The 17,561-nt window shown below is 38.5% G+C and carries 13 protein-coding genes; 3 read left to right on the top strand and 10 right to left on the bottom strand.

The window, feature by feature from the left end:
* Positions 1-10: 10 nt before the first annotated feature.
* The 6 genes from RCG25_RS21945 to RCG25_RS21970 all read right to left on the bottom strand — a co-directional run bounded on the left by RCG25_RS21945 (position 11) and on the right by RCG25_RS21970 (position 9,064).
* The gene (locus tag RCG25_RS21945; protein WP_308080940.1) at positions 11-1,426 is read right to left on the bottom strand and encodes a branched-chain amino acid transporter BcaP; all 1,416 of its coding nucleotides are present in this window, start codon (positions 1,424-1,426) and stop codon (positions 11-13) included.
* Between the two features lie 897 nt (positions 1,427-2,323).
* Entirely contained in the window at positions 2,324-4,117 is a 1,794-nt protein-coding gene (gene cstA, locus RCG25_RS21950) for a carbon starvation protein CstA (protein ID WP_308080941.1), read from the bottom strand.
* 537 nt (positions 4,118-4,654) lie between these two features.
* The gene (locus RCG25_RS21955) at positions 4,655-5,395 is read right to left on the bottom strand and encodes a LytR/AlgR family response regulator transcription factor (RefSeq protein WP_308084247.1); all 741 of its coding nucleotides are present in this window, start codon (positions 5,393-5,395) and stop codon (positions 4,655-4,657) included.
* Positions 5,373-7,148, bottom strand: coding sequence for a LytS/YhcK type 5TM receptor domain-containing protein (locus RCG25_RS21960; protein ID WP_308080942.1), 1,776 nt, complete (start codon positions 7,146-7,148; stop codon positions 5,373-5,375). Before RCG25_RS21960 ends, RCG25_RS21955 begins: the two co-directional genes overlap by 23 nt.
* A gap of 89 nt (positions 7,149-7,237) precedes the next feature.
* Positions 7,238-8,521: an ATP-binding protein gene (locus RCG25_RS21965; RefSeq protein WP_308080943.1), complete on the bottom strand. Its 1,284-nt coding sequence runs from the start codon at positions 8,519-8,521 to the stop codon at positions 7,238-7,240.
* Between the two features lie 93 nt (positions 8,522-8,614).
* On the bottom strand, positions 8,615-9,064 hold the full coding sequence (locus RCG25_RS21970) for a hypothetical protein (RefSeq protein WP_308080944.1): 450 nt from the start codon (positions 9,062-9,064) through the stop codon (positions 8,615-8,617).
* Between the two features lie 98 nt (positions 9,065-9,162).
* Between RCG25_RS21970 and RCG25_RS21975 the strand changes: the two genes are divergently transcribed.
* The 3 genes from RCG25_RS21975 (at position 9,163) to RCG25_RS21985 (ending at position 11,249) form a co-directional block, all read left to right on the top strand.
* Entirely contained in the window at positions 9,163-9,474 is a 312-nt protein-coding gene (locus RCG25_RS21975; protein ID WP_308080945.1) for a hypothetical protein, read from the top strand.
* A 2-nt stretch (positions 9,475-9,476) separates the two neighbouring features.
* Positions 9,477-10,709 carry a glutathionylspermidine synthase family protein gene (locus RCG25_RS21980; protein WP_308080946.1) on the top strand — a complete coding sequence of 411 codons (1,233 nt, stop codon included), beginning with the start codon at positions 9,477-9,479 and terminating at the stop codon, positions 10,707-10,709.
* Between the two features lie 153 nt (positions 10,710-10,862).
* Entirely contained in the window at positions 10,863-11,249 is a 387-nt protein-coding gene (locus RCG25_RS21985; protein WP_308080947.1) for a DUF350 domain-containing protein, read from the top strand.
* A gap of 670 nt (positions 11,250-11,919) precedes the next feature.
* On the opposite strand, the gene RCG25_RS21990 is transcribed toward RCG25_RS21985, so the two are convergent.
* From RCG25_RS21990 to RCG25_RS22005, 4 genes are all read right to left on the bottom strand, one after another.
* Positions 11,920-12,948 carry an ion channel gene (locus RCG25_RS21990; RefSeq protein WP_308080948.1) on the bottom strand — a complete coding sequence of 343 codons (1,029 nt, stop codon included), beginning with the start codon at positions 12,946-12,948 and terminating at the stop codon, positions 11,920-11,922.
* A 9-nt stretch (positions 12,949-12,957) separates the two neighbouring features.
* On the bottom strand, positions 12,958-14,466 hold the full coding sequence (locus tag RCG25_RS21995) for an amidase family protein (protein WP_308080949.1): 1,509 nt from the start codon (positions 14,464-14,466) through the stop codon (positions 12,958-12,960).
* A gap of 762 nt (positions 14,467-15,228) precedes the next feature.
* Positions 15,229-16,254 carry an HD-GYP domain-containing protein gene (locus RCG25_RS22000; protein ID WP_308080950.1) on the bottom strand — a complete coding sequence of 342 codons (1,026 nt, stop codon included), beginning with the start codon at positions 16,252-16,254 and terminating at the stop codon, positions 15,229-15,231.
* Between the two features lie 320 nt (positions 16,255-16,574).
* Positions 16,575-17,399, bottom strand: coding sequence for a C39 family peptidase (locus tag RCG25_RS22005; protein ID WP_308080951.1), 825 nt, complete (start codon positions 17,397-17,399; stop codon positions 16,575-16,577).
* Positions 17,400-17,561: the final 162 nt, after the last annotated feature.

Here is a 17,561-nt window from a genome sequence, read left to right on the forward strand (position 1 = left end):
TTTATAACAATTAACTTACTTTTCTCATTTGGTTACTAGAGATGTTCAAGGTTGAGTGCCGACGCCCGTATCCAAAGTATACAAACAATCCGATTACGAGCCAAATGCCAAAGCTGATCCAAGATACTGCTGGTAGCTGAAGTGCTAAGTATCCACAGAAAACGAATGCAAGAATCGGAATATATGGAACAAATGGTACACGGAATCCCGTTTTTGGTGCTTGCTTATTTTTACGAAGATATAAAATCCCAATTGATACCGTCATAAAGGCAAATAATGTACCCATATTAACCAACTCTGCCAGTCTTCCTAACGGCACTAAACCAGCAAAGAAAGAAACTAATAGACAAGTGATCCATGAATTAACAGTAGGTGCTTGCTTCTTTTTATCTACCTTTGAGAAAACCTTTGGCAATAATCCATCACGGCTGATGGCATAAAATAAACGTGATTGCCCATAAAGCATAACAAGTAATACAGTAGTAATCCCTGCAATGGCTCCAAGAGAAATAAAGCCAGCCACCCAATCTTGATGGATATAGTTAAGTGCAAATGAAACCGGGTTTTTCACGTCAAGGAGTTGGTAAGGCACAATTCCAGTTAAAATCGCAGAAACAATAATATAAAGAACAGTACACACAAGCAGGGAAGCGATAATTCCAATGGGCATATTTTTCTGTGGATTTTTTACTTCCTCCGCTGCCGTAGATACCGCATCAAAGCCAATATAGGCAAAGAATACTGTTGCCGCACCCGTGGTTACACCGGAAAAACCAAACGGCATAAATGGAGTCCAGTTTCCTGGCTTCACATACCATGCACCCACACCAATAAATAAAAGCACAACCGCTAGCTTAATAATTACCATAATCGTGTTAAAACGAGCTGATTTTTTTACACCTTGTGTTAAAAGTAGAGTAATAACAAAAACAATAATAATAGCTGGAACATCAATAAACGTCCCGTTTGCTGGATCGTAAGCACTGGTTAAGGCTTTGGGGAAATGAATTCCGAAACCTGCAAGCAGTCCTTGAAAATAACCGGACCAGCCACTGGCAACTGCGGATGAAGCGAGTCCATATTCGAGAATTAAATCCCACCCTAAAATCCAAGCAATGAGTTCTCCAAAGGTAGCATAACTATACGTATACGCACTCCCTGATACAGGAACAGTTGAAGCGAATTCTGCATAACAAAGTGCAGCAAATACACATGCCAATCCGGATAATATGAAGGAAAGGATTAATGCAGGCCCCGCATGTTCAGCAGCCGCGACTCCTGTTAGAACAAAGATTCCCGTACCAATAATTGCTCCAATACCTAGCATAGATAAATCAAAGGCTCCTAATTCCTTTTTTAAGGTCACATCTTTTTGACCTGCTTCTTGAATAAGAGCCTGAATCGACTTCTTTCTAAATAAATTCATAGGTAATCCCCCTGAAAAAACTAATTAAATTTTCTGAAAAAACATTTAAAAAATCTATATCGAAATAATATATTTATTTTACACAAAAAGCAATATATTTTGAAAAATAAAATAATTTGAAAGTAATTCCTTGTAAATTAATTACATCAATATCTAAAACGCCAAAATTTATTATTCTAGTAGATTAAAATACTTTTTATATGTAAATCATCGTTATGTTTTCCATTAAAGACTCTGACTTTATTACTTATATAACAAAACATTAGCCCCATCTGAAACCATACAAGTTGTTAGGAAGTTGTTTTGACTTCCGATCAATGTTACTGTTTGTTCCTTCTACTCTGTCAGTAGTAGACGTAGAAGCCGCCTACATCGACTTTCTTGCTTTCTCTTAAGTGAAAAGTAGACGTAGGAGCCGTCTACTTCGACTTTCTCGCCTTCTTTTCAGTGAAAAGTAGACGTAGGATCCGTCTACTTCGACTTTCTCGCCTTCTTTTCAGTGAAAAGTAGACGTAGAAACCTTCTACATCGACTTTCTCGCTTTCTTTTCAGTGAAAAGTAGACGTAGGATCCGTCTACTTCGACTTTCTTGCTCTCTCTTAAGTGAAAAGTAGACGTAGGAGCCGTCTACTTCGACTTTCTTGCTTTCTCTTAAGTGAAAAGTAGACGTAGGATCCGTCTACTTCGACTTTCTTGCTCTCTCTTAAGTGAAAAGTAGACGTAGTTACCTTACCTTCTGACAATGTTGCTGCTTTTTACTCCTACTATGTCCGGAGTTGTTTTAGATCTAGCTGATGAATCAGAGAATGAGAGAAACAAAGTTTACGAAAAATGCAATAAAAAAAGGATGATACAAGGGGAAATTTCCCTCCATATCATCCTTTTTGTAGGAATCTATTAAGCTACTTTTGTTTCAAGTTGAACCCGTGGAGAGTTCCACATATTAATCCATTTCTTAATAGCTGTTACCATTATTATGACTCCAAGCGCCAGCATAATAATGGATAGAATTCCATTTAATACGCTATAACCCGCTGCTGCTGAATTAAGGTAGACATTCTTTACCATCCAATATCCAGCATAATTTACCGTAACAAATAAATAGGAAAGCGGGATGAGGCAGGTAAGCATATAACGTCGTTTATCTGCAATTCTCAGAATAACGGTTGCCCCAACAATCAGACCGATTGATGCCATCAACTGATTGGAAACTCCAAACAGTGCCCAAACAGACCCGATGTCACCTGAGAATAATAAGTATCCCCACATGAAGCATGCTAACGCACTAGCAAAGATGGATCCTGGAAGCCAGTCTGTTTTCTTTAACGGCTTATAAAACTCTCCGAAAAAGTCCTGAATTAAATAACGCGCTACACGAGTACCCGAGTCAATAGCAGTTAAGATAAATACTGCTTCAAACATAATAACAAATTGGAAAAAGTAAGATGATAGTTTCGCAAACCAAGGAATACCTGTGAAGATGTATGTCATACCAACTGCTAGTGTAACCGCACCGCCTGTTCTTCCTTCAAGGTTAATCCCAATTTCATCCGCTAACTTCGGTAACTCTACAACATTCATTCCAAGTGTTTTGAACACTTCTGGTGTTGAGTTAATAGCAAAATAATCGGCTGGTTGAAGAGAAGTTGCAGCGATTAGAGCCATAATTCCTACCACACATTCAACTAACATCGCTCCAAAACCTACGACCTTAATATCTGACCAACGATCTAGCATTTTCGGAGTAGTTCCTGAGCCAACAAATGCGTGGAATCCTGAAATCGCTCCACAAGCAATAGTGATAGAGATGAATGGCCAAACAGGTCCACCTAGGACAGGGCCGCCGCCTGAAGTAAATTTCGTAAATGCAGGCATTTCAATACTTGGATTGATAATGAAAACACCAATGATTAGAGCAATAAATACCCCGATTTTCATAAAGCTGCTTAAATAATCACGCGGTGCAAGCAATAACCATACTGGCAATGCCGCTGCAAAGAAAGCATAGATTGGTAGAATAATAGCTAATGTCTTTGTATCTAATGTCAGCCAATCACCTAAAACAGTATGTTGGATGGATGGACCTACAAAAACGCCAACCATAACAAGGATAAAACCGATTGTGGATGTTAATTTCAAGTTACCAGTTTTCTTATATGCAATCCCAACGAACATCGCAATTGGAATCGTGATTCCAACAGAGAACGTACCCCATGGATTATTTTCAAGGGCATGAAGGACAACCATCGAAAGTCCAGCCATTGTGATCGTGATAATAAACAACATGGCAAGTCCTGTACAAAAACCAGCAACTGGTCCGAGTTCTTCTTTTGCTACTTCTGATAAAGATTTTCCTTTTTTCTGCATCGATGCAAATAAAACAACTGCATCATGGACCGCTCCACCAATTACTGCACCAATTAATAGCCAAAGTAAACCTGGCAAATAACCAAATTGTGCAGCGAGAATAGGACCTACAAGGGGTCCAGCAGCTGCGATCGCTGCAAAGTGGTGACCAAATGTGACCCATTTATTTGTTGGAACGTAGTCCTTTCCATCATTTAACTCATGTGCAGGTGTAGGTTTTGAATCATCTAACTTTAAAACCTTAGCTGTCATGAAAGTACCATATAAGCGATAAGCAATCATTAAAATACAAATGGAACCGATTACAATTGAAACCGCATTCATTTCTTCAGCCTCCCTATTTGTTTCTTTCTGCTATTATCATACTTTAAGAAAACGCTAACATAGGGTTTTCAGGATGAAAGGTAGAAATACGGGCTTGAAAAACAAGAATGCTAGATTGAAATGCAATTATAAAGGCCAAAAGGCACCTATAGCTTGGGAGAGAACTTCATCTCTTGCCACATTTTGAGAGGAAAAGAGGTCGATTTCATGGTTTTTTATTTTAGAGTTAAATTGAGAAAGAAATAGCCATATATTGAACGAAGAATTCTACAATATAAGGGAGGAATTCTACAAAATTTTAATTTATTCTACAAAAAACAAGAGGAATTCTATAAGATGGAAATTATTTCCAATTAAACCTTAAAAAGGCTGATTCCTTGAGTTATTCTACAAATTCGAGAGTGCATTCTACAAAATTTCAATTTATTCTACAAATTTAACAAGGAATTCTACAAAAGATGGAAATCACCTTCCAATCCGATTATCCAATGCACAAAGGGTACTTTCTTATAGACTTGAAATGCAAAAAACAGCTGCTTAAAAACCAAGCAGCTGTTTCAATTCTTTTGTATACGTTCTGCTGACCGGAACCTTCTCCCCGTCTGACATGATCAGATTATAGGTAGAATTAAACCAGGGCTCAATCTCTATAATCCAATTAATACTGACTAAAAACGATCGATGGACACGAATAATTTGAGAGTTTTGTAGTTTCCTCTCAAAGGTAACTAAAGGTTCATTCACCACGTACTTTTGTTTTCCAGTTGCAATGATTGTTTTGCCCTCATTCGTGCTAATATACAGGATGTCATTAACGTTTACTAATATAATTTTCTCATCAACTGTTAGAGCCAGTTTTTCCGTGTTTGAAAATAAGCCTGCCTTTGATGGTACTTGAATATTCGGCTCTTTGCTCCCCAAAAGTTTCAACAGCTTCTCAATGGTTTGCTGCACTCTTTTTTCATCAAAAGGTTTTAATATATAATCAGCCGCATTTAATTCAAATGCCTTTAAAGCATACTCATCATATGCAGTGGCAAATACCATCAAAGGAGGGTAATCCAGTTTATTAATACGGCTGGCAATCTCCATTCCGCTTTCATCAGCAAGCTGAATATCTAGAAAAACCACGTCAATATCAAGGTTTTCTATTTTATCTATCGCGTCTTCCACTCCGCTCGCCTCACCAGCTAATTCCACCTGTTTACTTCGCTTTAAAAGATAGGCTAACTCATCCCTGGCCAATGGTTCATCATCAACGATAAACGCTCGTAACAACATCCTCACCCCACTTCTGCTGCGTTAATGGCAGCTTAATCCATACCTTTGTCCCACCGTCTAGTTTACTTTCAATTTGAAAAGATGCCGTATGCCCATAAATTTCTTCTATTCGTTTTTTTATATTCCAAAGTGCGGTTCCTGTGCCTTTTACTGAATCAATCGTTTGGTTACCAAGTGTCCCTAACCTTTCAGGTGGAATTCCCTTTCCATTATCTTCAGTTAAGAGAACCATCAAGTCACCTTCTTGAAAAGCCCTAACCTTTACTGTACCATTTTTTGCTTTTGGAAACGCATAACGTATGGCGTTTTCAACAAGCGGTTGCAGTGTAAAAGGAGGGATAAGGATTTTTTTTAAGGCTTCATCAATTTCTAGCTCAACACTGTAGCGATCTGGAAAACGAGCCTGCTCAATGGATAAATATGCCTCCACATGCTCCAATTCTTTATCAAGTGGAATTAACATCTGCCGAGCTCCTTGGAGATTGCTACGGAAAAAGGTACTTAGTTTAATTAATAGACTTCTAGCTTTATCTGTGTCCGTTCGAATAAGACTAGAAATCGTATTGATTGCATTAAACAGGAAATGAGGATGAACCTGTGCTTGTAAAGCTTTAATCTCTGCATCCTTTAATAGTCTTCTTTGTACTTCTAACTCTGCCATTTCTAATTGAACAGAGAAAAGTTTCCCTAGACCTTCGGCTAGCTCTTGCTCTACCCGATCAAGCTTCCTCGAATCAGTGAAATACAGCTTTAATGTCCCTACTGTTTTCGTGTGGACCTGAAGGGGTAATACGATAGCCGCTTCCAAAGGACAGCTCGGATTAAAGCATTGAATTTCATTAGCAGTTTTTGCAATCCTTATGTTTCCTTGTTCAAGTACCTTTTTCGTTAATTCTGTCGCCATATTTCCCAATGGGATATGGTGATCGGAAGCAGCCCCTACATGGGCAAGTACATAAGACTGATCCGTAATGGAAATGGCATCAGCGTTTGTCCAATTTAATATAATTTCTGCCGCTTTAGTGCAGGAATCTACATTTAAACCTTGCCGAAAAAACGGAAGCGTCTGATTGGCAATGTATAATGCCTTGTGCGTTTGAAGAGCGCGCGTACGCTCCTGTTCTTGAAGGATTTCCTGAATAATTAACACAAACAGAAGTGTTCCAAATCCATTGATAGCAATCATAGGAAAAGCTATAACCTCCACAAGATGGAGTGCTTCCTCATAAGGTTTTGCCAGTAGAAGAATGACCCCCATTTGAGCAAATTCCATGGTTATACCAATCATAACTGCTTTCCATGGTGATAATCCTTCTTGAACATTAAAGCGTTTACTTAAAAATCCGGTAACAACTCCTGCGGAAATAGTAGAAATGGCACAAGCGGTAGCAGTAAAGCCACCTAAAGTTAACCGATGCAAACCGGCAATTAAGCCCACTCCAATCCCAACGATAGGACCACCTAATAAGCCGCCAATCGTGACACCCATGATTCTTGTATTCGCAATGGCACTTTCACTATCCATATTAGTAAGCCATTCTTGGGATGTAATGGTCCCATGTCCAATTCTTACACCCGTATAGTTACTAATAACCCCAAAAGTTCCAAATATGATAATCATAACAACCTTTGCAGAAATGTCATGTTCATTATGAATAATTTGACGAAATGACTTCATCCTCGAGAGGACGAAAGCAACAATAATTAAAATCCCTACACGTTCCAGCATGAGAGGTAATAATTCAACCATATGATCTCACCCTTCATCTTTTCCAATAAGTGAAAACGGTATTTGTACTCTATTACTATACCAAAAAAATAAGCTAGCTGTCTTTAAGACTAGCTAGCGGTTTCTTTAGATAAAAACTGTTGTTTTTTTCCAATTGGCAGCATCATCGTTACCTCTGTGCCTACTCCCAGTACACTGTGATAGGAGACTTTTCCGTGCATAGTTTCAATTATTTTTAAAGAAACGGAAGTACCAAGTCCGGTCCCCTTGTCCTTTGTCGTATAAAACAAGGTCCCAATCCTCGCGAGTTGCTCTTCCGTCATTCCTTTACCTGTATCAGCAATCTTTACCATTGCATGGTGATTGTCTGATTTGGAATGAACCGTTACTTTTCCACCTTCTGAAGTTGCTTCAATCCCGTTCTTTATTAGATTAACTAGTGCTTGCTTAAATTGATTTCGATCAGTCACAAGAGTGAAAGTAATAGACTCCAATTCACTTTCAAGCTGCACTCCTTGCTTTGCGGCAAGTGGTTCCATGAGAACCACCACTTCTGCTAGCACTTCTTTTAACGAAAACTCTTCTATTTTCTCAAATTGAGGCTTGGCGAAATTTAAATAATCATTAATAATCAACTCTGCGCGTGCTAACTCATTTAAGACTAGAGAAAGATACTGATAATTTTTCCCTGATTCTTCTTGCTGCATTAATTGCAAAAATCCTTTTACAACCGTTAAAGGATTCCGAACCTCGTGAGCAATAGAAGCCGCCAGTTCACCTAGCGTATTTAACTTTTCGGCCCGCTGAATCTCCTTTTTCATCTTATTCCTTTCGACTATTCCCTCATTCAGCTTAGCCGCGAGACCAAGTGCTAATGTTTGAATTAGTCCAACGAGCAGAAGGTCAGGAATATTAAAATCCAGTTTAAAAAAATTACCCTCTAAATAGCGAAATATACTAAGAGAAAGAAAACAAAGGGTCAATGACCAAAAACCCACAAGCATAGTAAGTACCACTCTCTTATTTGGAGAGTACCTCCAAAAACGTTTATAAAAGAGAAATGGAATTAGAGCCGTTAAGACCGAATTGGTAAGTCCAAAAACCATGGTACCGCCGCCCAAAATCAAGCGAGTTCCAATAATACTAGATAATACGATTCCTCCCGCCACAGGGCCCCCATAAAGTATTGCTACTACAAGCGGAACATAGCGAAGGTCCCAATGAAAGCCATAGTTTGCATACGAGAAAAGCATACAGGTTATTGCGGCAATACTTTGTAAGAAACCACATAAATAGGGAGATTTAAATTTTCGGTTATTATCCATTAGAGTACTGGATAGTAGGACTGGTGCGATCGTAATTAATACATTCAAAAGGAGTTTTTCTGCCAGCATTGTCATTCCTCCATGGATAACCTTCTATTTAAGTTAACAATACGACAAAAATCGTCACTTTCCTTTTTTTCTATGAAAGTTTTACTATAAAAGTTATCTGCTTTCCCCCGAAAATTTTCCGTAATACACATAGGATTTACGATCTTCATCTATCTCTCTTGAATCCAGAACAAACTCCATAAATTTACCATTCCTTTGGATATAAATTGCATCAGAATGAAGGGTCGGCAAAACCTCTTCATGCTCCCACATGTCTCTTTTTTCAACTAGGGTTGAACCAACTAATGTGATTTCTCTAATTTCTAGGCCTATGTGAGAATAAACTGGTTCAGCTGCGTCCTTTGGAAACAGTTCTTTTTGAACATATAACACTATTGTACCGTCTGGATCTATAGCAGTCGCCGTAACAGAATAGGTTTCTCCTTCCTTAACAAAAAATTCGCAGGTCATTCTTGCTACAGCTTCAGCCGTCGACAAATGTAGATAATTCCATAATGCAGGGTATTTTTTATAAGCGTCGTCAAGTCGATACTCTAATCTCATCTATCCAGCCCTCTTTCTTTCACTTTCAAATTTTCGCATTGTTTTCCTGACATTACCTTCTATAATAATATTATATACAAATAAAGGAGCGTGAGAAGGTGAAGAAAACCCAATGGTTGGTAACTGGAGTTCTCTCCTCACTTATTGCCGGAACACTTTCTGGTTGTTCAGACGATCTTCCACCGCAGCCGGATGATCCCAGCTGTCAAGATTGGGAATGGGATGATGACCAAGGGGTTTGGCAATGTGATGATACCCACTCTAGTCATTATCATCATTACTATTACGGAGGAGGTTATTTTAGCAATAAATCTTCTCTCTTAAAATCAAAATCCTATAAATCCTATCGATCCTCTTCGACCTTTAAAGGTGGATTTGGCAGTGGCTCCAAGGGTGGGTTTGGAGGATAACCATGTCATCTTATGCAGAAAAACGGAAAGCCTTTTATTCACAAATACCATCCTTCTGGTCCAATATATACGGAAGCGAATACAGTCTTTATCATGTTTTACCCATTAGTGAACAAACGGTCTGTCGCTTAAAGGAGGCAACTGAACGTATGGGGGCCGTTTTTTTCAAAACCGCACGCCTGCTTCGGAGCCTTTCAGACGAGCAACTACTTCAATTGGGTTACCCTAGATCAAGTCTTCCGTTTCTTAGATTAAAAAGCCTTTTTCCAGAATCGGTGATCTCCCGCTTTGATTTTGCCGTTACGGATCATGAACTCAAATTGCTTGAATTCAACAGCGATACTCCCACCTTTATCGTTGAATGTTTTCATGTGAATGGAAAAGCATGCAGTGAATTCGGCATGATTAATCCAAATGAAAAAGAAGAACGCCTCCTGTCATCCGGTATTACCAAAGCCGTGATAGAAGCTTCACAGGGAAAAAGTTCACCTAATATTGTGTTTACCGCTCATGTTGACCACATAGAGGATTGGCAGACCACAAGCTATTTAAGCGCACTCTGTCAGGTTGAAAATAAGATGGTTCCATTGTCCGCTCTTCAGATTACTGACGATGCTTTACTTGACCCCGATGGTATGCCTATTGATGTTTTATACCGACAAACCTACCCACTTGAACACTTAGTGGAGGACCGTGATCCTGAAACTGGAGATTTAATTGGAATCGAATTACTGCAGCTCGTGAAAGCTGGAAAGCTTTCTATTCTGAATCCTGTTTCATCCTTCCTTCTTCAACCCAAATCCATTCAGAGTTTAATTTGGGGATTAGCTGAGAACGGTGCCTTTTATACAGACGACGAGCAGAAGTGGATTAAGGACTATATGCTCCCAACGTATCTTGAAGCAGACTTTTTTGAAGGAAGAAGTTCCTTTGTAAAAAAACCATCCCTTGGCAGAGAAGGAGACACCGTTACGATTTGGGATCAACAATCTCAGTTGACGATTCAGAATGACTATCAAACGTATAAGGAAGAACTGCCAGTCTACCAAGCGTATGTGCCACTTCCCACTGTTTCATTGGAAACGGAAAAGGGAGTGGAAGAATTATCTTACGTTTTTGGCGCATTCCTTATTGCTGGAAAAGCAAGCAGCATAGGGGTCCGTGCTGGAGGGAAAATCACAGGGAACGAGTCGTATTTCTTGCCAGTTGGAATAAGAAAAGCGCAAGCGCCTTGATCAGCCCCGACAGGCAAATGTTCTTCTGCAAAATAAGTCGCTCTTTGACTTTTTTTGCAGAAGGTTATTTGACCCGAGGGGCTAGGCGCTGGAGCTGGACATTTCTCGAAGTCGAATTTTAACTTTCTTATAATGAAGTAAAGGGGAATGAGTATGGAGAATTTTTTATTATACTTAGTAGTTTCACTTGGTCTCTTGTTAGTAGGACTTGTGCTGATGGAAGTAACAACAAAAGTAAAGGAATTTTCCTTGATGGCAAAAGGAAATAAAGCAGCGAGTTATGTCCTTGGAGGCAGACTACTGGGTTTAGCCATTGTTTTGTATTCCACTGCTGCTAATTCTATCTCTTTAGGGGATATGGCCATATGGGGAGCGATTGGAATTGTTGCCCAAATTATTGTTTTTTACTTGGCAGAATGGCTTACGCCACGTTTTAACGTTATGCAAAGCATCGAAGAAGATAACCAGGCAGTTGGGTTGTTTCTAATGTTTTTGTCAGTCTCCATCGGAGTTGTCATCGCAGGCTGTTTGACCTATTAAAAAACGGATTCGAGGATAACGGGTTCAGATACCTGTCACATTTTATAAAATTGCATTTTGTTATACATTTTATCCTGCAAAATGCAGGGCTTTTTGTAATGTAAGTACATTACAAAGAGCCATTTAGGCCAAGGATTAGTTATAACTGAATGTTGATTTCATTGTGTTTGAAAAATAAACGGATAAATTCCACTTAAATTGGGAAATATCCATATTTCCTTAAAAATAAGGGGAGATTTTCCGCTTATATGATCCAAGATCTCTTGATTTTGTCTTATTTTGACCAGTTAACCGGAATTTTTCAGCTTATTTCTGCTCCTTAAGCTTTCTCTTTAGTCATTAGCCGGAAATTCTCCGCCTATTTAATTCTCATACCTACGCGATAATGAACACAATAAGTAACAACAGATCCAAGGCCATAGAAAACGTGAATTTGTAAATAAAAAACACCGCATTTTTCAGTCTAATTTGCAAGGTTACAGAAATCTCAGTAACCTTACTTTTTGAAATACAAATTAAACAACAGTTTCACGCCTATCTTTATTATTTTTCGCGTTATATCAATAAAAAATGACCATCAAATTCATATACAAATTGATGGTCATTTTAATATACATTTTGGACTTCTGTGACATGTAACGGAACCCGTTAATCCGAGGATGCGTTTTTTTTATAGTTTTTGAAATGTTACTTTATCACAGATCACAAATAACCTTGCATCCCTAGGAATTGGTTCATTCCATTTTTTGAGTATTTGTAAATCATCACGGTCGGCTATCAACTGTGCCCCTTTTTCTTTTAGAAAATCATAAGCCATTCCGTAGGTTAACCATTCCGCTCTTACTTTCACTTCCCATAAATCACTTCCCCCGTCCCCGTCCTTACGGCTTAAAAGTTGGGTAAAGAGATGGCTTGCGCCTTTTGTTTGTGCCGATTTCGCCATCAGATTAGATACAGATTCGTGAGAAAGAATGAACTCATCGATTTTCACATGTTTAAAATTACCGACATGCTTTTCGTTTAATATTTCAGCAATCGTATAGATATTACTTTCTGTGCCTTCGTCATAACGCTCAATAGAAGAAGCCACTAAAAGTGTTTTTCCATCTGCTAGGTCTGGGTTATCAATCCCATCAACTGCAAACAATAATACCGCTTTCGATTTTTCAATCCCTGCTCTTCTTAGCGTTTCTTCATCGGTTGGACTTCCCTGGATATATAGAAACCGCTCATGTTCATAGGGTGTTTTTTCTAATTCATCTATTAGAACGATTTCCGTTTTGGAATCGCCGAGAAAAAGTTCATTAATGGTATTTTTACTCTTAGCCGTCCAGCCAATAATGACATAATGGTTCGTTCCTCTAAATGTCATTCTTCCTTCCTCCTTCATTTGTTTGTACTGGGAAACAGCATCAACAATCACTCCAATTAATACACCGAAAAGTCCGATTCCAGCCGTATATACGATTACCATCGCCCATATTCTTCCGAGCTGTGTCGTTGGATAAACATCTCCGTAGCCAACAGTCGTCATTGTCGTCAGAATCCACCAAACTGCGTGAAAGGTGTTTTCAAATGTTTTGGGTTCGAGCATTCTCATAACTGCTGCATTTATCAAAATATAAAATGTAGTAACGAGAATTAGCGTTCTGTACCGATACTTGGTCGCAGTTATAAACAGCTTTCTAAAAAATAGCATAGTGATCCCCTACTCTTTTTTCATATAAAATGGATTGCTTTGCACAGGCACCCAATCATCCGTAAGTTCCAACTGACCTGCCAGTGAAAAAAGGAAATCCTCTCTACCTTTGGCTGCCATGAATTGCACCCCAACCGGTAGTCCATCAGATGTCAGATGAATGGGCACGGTCATAGCAGGCTGGCCAGTTAAATTAGCAAGTTGTGTAAAAGGTGTTCTTTCTAAATTTTTTTCTGCCACTTGTTCAACGATGCCTGCTTTTTTCATCAACCTTCCTAAGGAAAGCTTCCCTGCAAACTGAAGTGCCGCCTTTTCCGATTTACTTGGTTCAAGTTCACCAATCTTTGCGGGTGGCGAAGCCGTTGTCGGTGTGAGTAGCAAATCATATGTCTCATGAAAATGTTCCATTTGAATAGCAGCCTTATCCCATTCTCTAATACCTAAAACAAATTCCTCCGCTGATGTCGCTTTTCCCACTAATCCAAGCATCCATGTTGTCGATTCTACATCCGCCATTTTCGCTTTCCTGCCAAGAACGTCTTCAAGGGCTGCTAGCCCAGCGGCCACTTCTCCAAAGTACATGGTCAAATAGCTCTTTGCTATTTTTCTACCATCAACCGGTACGTCGACTTCGACCACCTGATGTCCCATCGACTCTAAAAGCTTGGCTGTTTTCAGTACTGCTTCTTTACAATCATTGTCAATCACATTTCCAAGGGGTGATTTTACAGAAAAGGCGATGGTCCATTTACTACTTGGTGCTTCTTGTACCAGTTGCAGATAGTTACCTTCAAATGGGGGAGCGTAAAAAGCCGCATATTTCTCATGGATCCGAATCTCATCAAGGATTGCCGCGCTATCTCTCACCGTTCTTGAGAGAATATGGTCTACTGATGCTCCCTGCCAATGCCTTGCATAAGTAGGACCAACCGGGGTCCTCCCACGTGTGGGTTTTATTCCAAACAATCCACAATAGGCTCCTGGTATACGAATGGATCCACCACCATCATTAGCCCCTGCAATGGGGACCATTCCACTTGCCACAGCTGCTGCCGAACCTCCACTAGAGCCACCTGGTGTATGATTCAAATTCCACGGATTCCGAGTGGGGCCGTAATACTCGGGCTCAGTAATCCCCATCAAAGCAAATTCTGGTACATTGGTTTGCCCCACAAACAACGCACCTGTTTTTCTTAGTTGTTTAACATATTCTGAATCTACTTTAGCTCGATAGGTTTGCAAAGCCCTTGAACCTGAGGTTATTTTTTCACCCTGCACTTCTTGAGCAATATCTTTAAGAAGCATCGGTACTCCCGCAAATGTACCGTTTATATCCACATTCTCAGCTTCTTTTTCAGCCTTTTCATAAAACCTATTAATAACGGCATTTAATTGGGGATTATGTTTTTCTATCGTATGAATAGCTTCAGTCAGCACTTCTTTTGGTTGAATTTCCTTCTTTTTAATCAAGTCAGCTATTCCTAACCCGTCATAACTTTTATAATCAAAACCCTCCATCCAACTCATCCCCGTTCATTGTTTTTTACTATTACTTCTATTAATAGTTGCTATATTCCTTTATCAATTATTACTAATCGTTTTCTAATAGGCTGTGTTAAAGAACATTGTTGATTTTTATACCCTGTTGATTGGAGTGGAAGGCGCGAAGACTCCTGCGGGAGTAGCGGTCTCGGGAGACCCCGCAGGAGGAACGACGAGGAGGCTCCCGGAACGCCCGCGGAAAGCGAAGTGCCTGGAACGGAAATCAACAGACAACTTTAACAAAGCCTTCTAATAAAATGATTCCTTATTCGTACCGTTTAGCAAAAACTACTTTAGTTTAGGTGTTGACAAACAATGTTAATTCCTGTAATATTAGTGTTTGTGCTTCGCACACAGGTAACTTGGAATTATAAGATTACGCAATGTAAGAATTTATTTCTGGCATTCTGCTTATGTTTTAATATAAAAACTTATTCACACTGGATCGGCTTCGGAGCCGTTAGGATGTAAGAGAGGTAGGGCTTACGTCGTTTAGGTACAAAACCATCAGGTGGAAGAATAACCGCGGCAAATTTGTTTATAACAAACAATGATTATATATAAGTTTTTACTTGCGAACAGAAAAGCGAAGCGCCTGAGAGCGCGATTAGCTAGACAGTTAGTTACTGTCTTTAATAAGACTAGCATTCACAAGTTACAATATGGATTCTAAATGAATCAGAGCTAAGAAGGCAGAGGAATTTCATTTCCTCTGCCTTCGTCCAATTTTGACCACTTTTACATATTGGCAACTTGGTTCAATGTTAAGTTTTCTTTTTGAAGGTTTAAAGGCTTGAAACCTTGTATTTCTAATATTGGCTGGTTTGGATATTTAAAGTCTATATGTAGAATCTCACCAACTTTACCATTTCGAAGGGTAATTTTCTTTCCTTTGGCCAATTCCATTAAAGAATTAGTAAATGGTAAAACAATCGCTTCATCAAGACGATTCTGTTTAACTTCCTTAATTAATTCATCAACTGCGTAAAAGATTGACATAGAACTCCTATATACCCGATTTGAACAAATAGCATCAAAAGTATCTGCTACAGAGAGGATCCGGATAAAAAAAGGAATACTGTCTCCATTTAAACGATTGGGATATCCGGTACCATTTAATCGTTCATGGTGCTTTAAAACTCCTTCTAAGATGAGCGGATGTAAAGAAGTTTTCGACAGTAGATCGTATCCGAGCTTTGGATGTTGTTTAATCAGATTAAATTCTCCATCTGTTAACCTAGAGGGCTTATTTAAAATCATTGGATCAATTTTAAACTTCCCGACATCATGAAACAGACCCATACTGGCTAAGAATTGTTGATGCTTTTCCGATAATTTTAGTATTCTTCCTATTTTACTAGCTATTAAACCAACATTAATGGAATGCTTAAATAAATACTCATCCTCAGAGAATCTTTCCATTAACTCTAAAACCCCAATGTCCTTTATGGCAAACTCCTCATGTAATTCTTGAAATGTATCAACCATTTCCTGAATCTCATTGTCATCGAGTTTTGATTTTCCACTAATACTTCTTTGTAACTCCTGGACGGATGAATAAACACTTCTATAAACTACTTCATTTAGTTCGCCAAATTTTTTTCCTATTAAATCCTTTGGTTGGTCGTACTCCTGTATTTGAATCTTATGTCGACTCAAATAATGCATGTGGTCATCTTTTAATACAGTTCCCTTCTTTAAAAGCAATACACCCGTTAAGGAATAAATATCCTCTTTTAATACCATACCCTTTTTTAACTCCATGTTATAAGCTCCCCTTTTTTATAACAGGTACTATTATGGTTCCTTCTATAAGGACATCTCAAAAGTAAATCGAATAATGAAAAAAGTGTTACTTAGAATCACAAATTGTCGACCAATAGGTTAGTTTTTACTATTGTAATTTTATTGTATCTTAATTTTACTATAATTGGATTTTTTGATTTGGTAAAGGAAAAATTTGATTTTTCTAAAAGTCTTATACAATAGATGATTCTCCTCTATTAAAAACAAAAAAACCACAGCATAAGTACTGTGGCAGGAGAATCTTTTTTTAAAAATATATAAATATATCTTTAGATTTTTTATTTCTCTATAACAATCGCTTGCTTGCCCATTTGCTCCCAAGCTTTAATGAAGTTTTCACGGTTCAATTTTCTATTTTTGACTCCATAAGGGTCATTTACGTAAATATGAGTTTCATCATAGCCTGTGATGGCAACACTATGTTCACTAAACGTAATATCAATTTTTCCCTGTGGCGTATCCCACGTTTGAAAAACAGAGACTGGCGCAAAGGTTGAAGTAGTAATAATCCATACGGGTAGCCCTTGGCCGACCTTTTTTAATATATCCTCGAATCGGTGATTGGTTAAGTTCACTGCACGATCACCCACATATTTCTGAGCCAATTCTAATATGGGCCCGTTGTAAACACCCAGTCCAGGACCCTTTGCCATATTTCCCACGAAGCCAGCATTTGGATTTCCCTTTTTCCCATTATTATAGGTTAACGGAACTGTTTTAATATTTTCAGCTAAATCATTTTTTGTCACTTTAACCCCATGATAGTTTAGAATCATCGCTAAACTTGTAACCTCACACCCATTATAAAGCTTGGGTGCGTCCATTTGATTAAGCAATGGTACATCCAGCATGATATTATCCGGAATACTTGGCTCTGTATTGGTTAATTTCACTTCATTTACTGGCTCTGCTTCTTCTTGTAGGACTTCTTTATTTGCTGTTAGTGGCTCAGTCTCCTTTTGTGGTTCAACATCCGTAGACTTTGTTCGCACCACTTCTTTCAATTGAACGACATCCTGCCAGTTAAATTTACCTGCAAAAATTGTATTTGCTCCTATAAAAGATATGATTAGTATAATAATAACGAATAACAATTTTTTCATAGACGAATATACCATTCCTTATGATAGTCTTTGTAAGCAACAAGCAAACTAGTAAAATACTACTATATAACATTACCAAACATTACTAAATGGATAAAGGAAAAACTTTTCCAAATTATCATAATTATTATACCTTAACTTATCCTTAAGAAAATCCCCTCA

The organism is Neobacillus sp. PS2-9, assembly GCF_030915525.1.
GTDB lineage: Bacteria > Bacillota > Bacilli > Bacillales > Cytobacillaceae > Neobacillus.

Bases quoted from the DNA above. Each gene is read 5' to 3' on its own strand.
- RCG25_RS21995 (WP_308080949.1), bottom strand. From the start codon at position 14,466: ATGGAGGGTTTTGATTATAAAAGTTATGACGGGTTAGGAATAGCTGAC.
- RCG25_RS21965 (WP_308080943.1), bottom strand. From the start codon at position 8,521: ATGCTGGCAGAAAAACTCCTTTTGAATGTATTAATTACGATCGCACCA.
- RCG25_RS22005 (WP_308080951.1), bottom strand. From the start codon at position 17,399: ATGAAAAAATTGTTATTCGTTATTATTATACTAATCATATCTTTTATA.
- RCG25_RS21990 (WP_308080948.1), bottom strand. From the start codon at position 12,948: ATGCTATTTTTTAGAAAGCTGTTTATAACTGCGACCAAGTATCGGTAC.
- RCG25_RS21945 (WP_308080940.1), bottom strand. From the start codon at position 1,426: ATGAATTTATTTAGAAAGAAGTCGATTCAGGCTCTTATTCAAGAAGCA.
- RCG25_RS21970 (WP_308080944.1), bottom strand. From the start codon at position 9,064: ATGAGATTAGAGTATCGACTTGACGACGCTTATAAAAAATACCCTGCA.
- RCG25_RS22000 (WP_308080950.1), bottom strand. From the start codon at position 16,254: ATGGAGTTAAAAAAGGGTATGGTATTAAAAGAGGATATTTATTCCTTA.
- RCG25_RS21960 (WP_308080942.1), bottom strand. From the start codon at position 7,148: ATGGTTGAATTATTACCTCTCATGCTGGAACGTGTAGGGATTTTAATT.
- RCG25_RS21980 (WP_308080946.1), top strand. From the start codon at position 9,477: ATGTCATCTTATGCAGAAAAACGGAAAGCCTTTTATTCACAAATACCA.
- RCG25_RS21985 (WP_308080947.1), top strand. From the start codon at position 10,863: ATGGAGAATTTTTTATTATACTTAGTAGTTTCACTTGGTCTCTTGTTA.
- cstA (WP_308080941.1), bottom strand. From the start codon at position 4,117: ATGAATGCGGTTTCAATTGTAATCGGTTCCATTTGTATTTTAATGATT.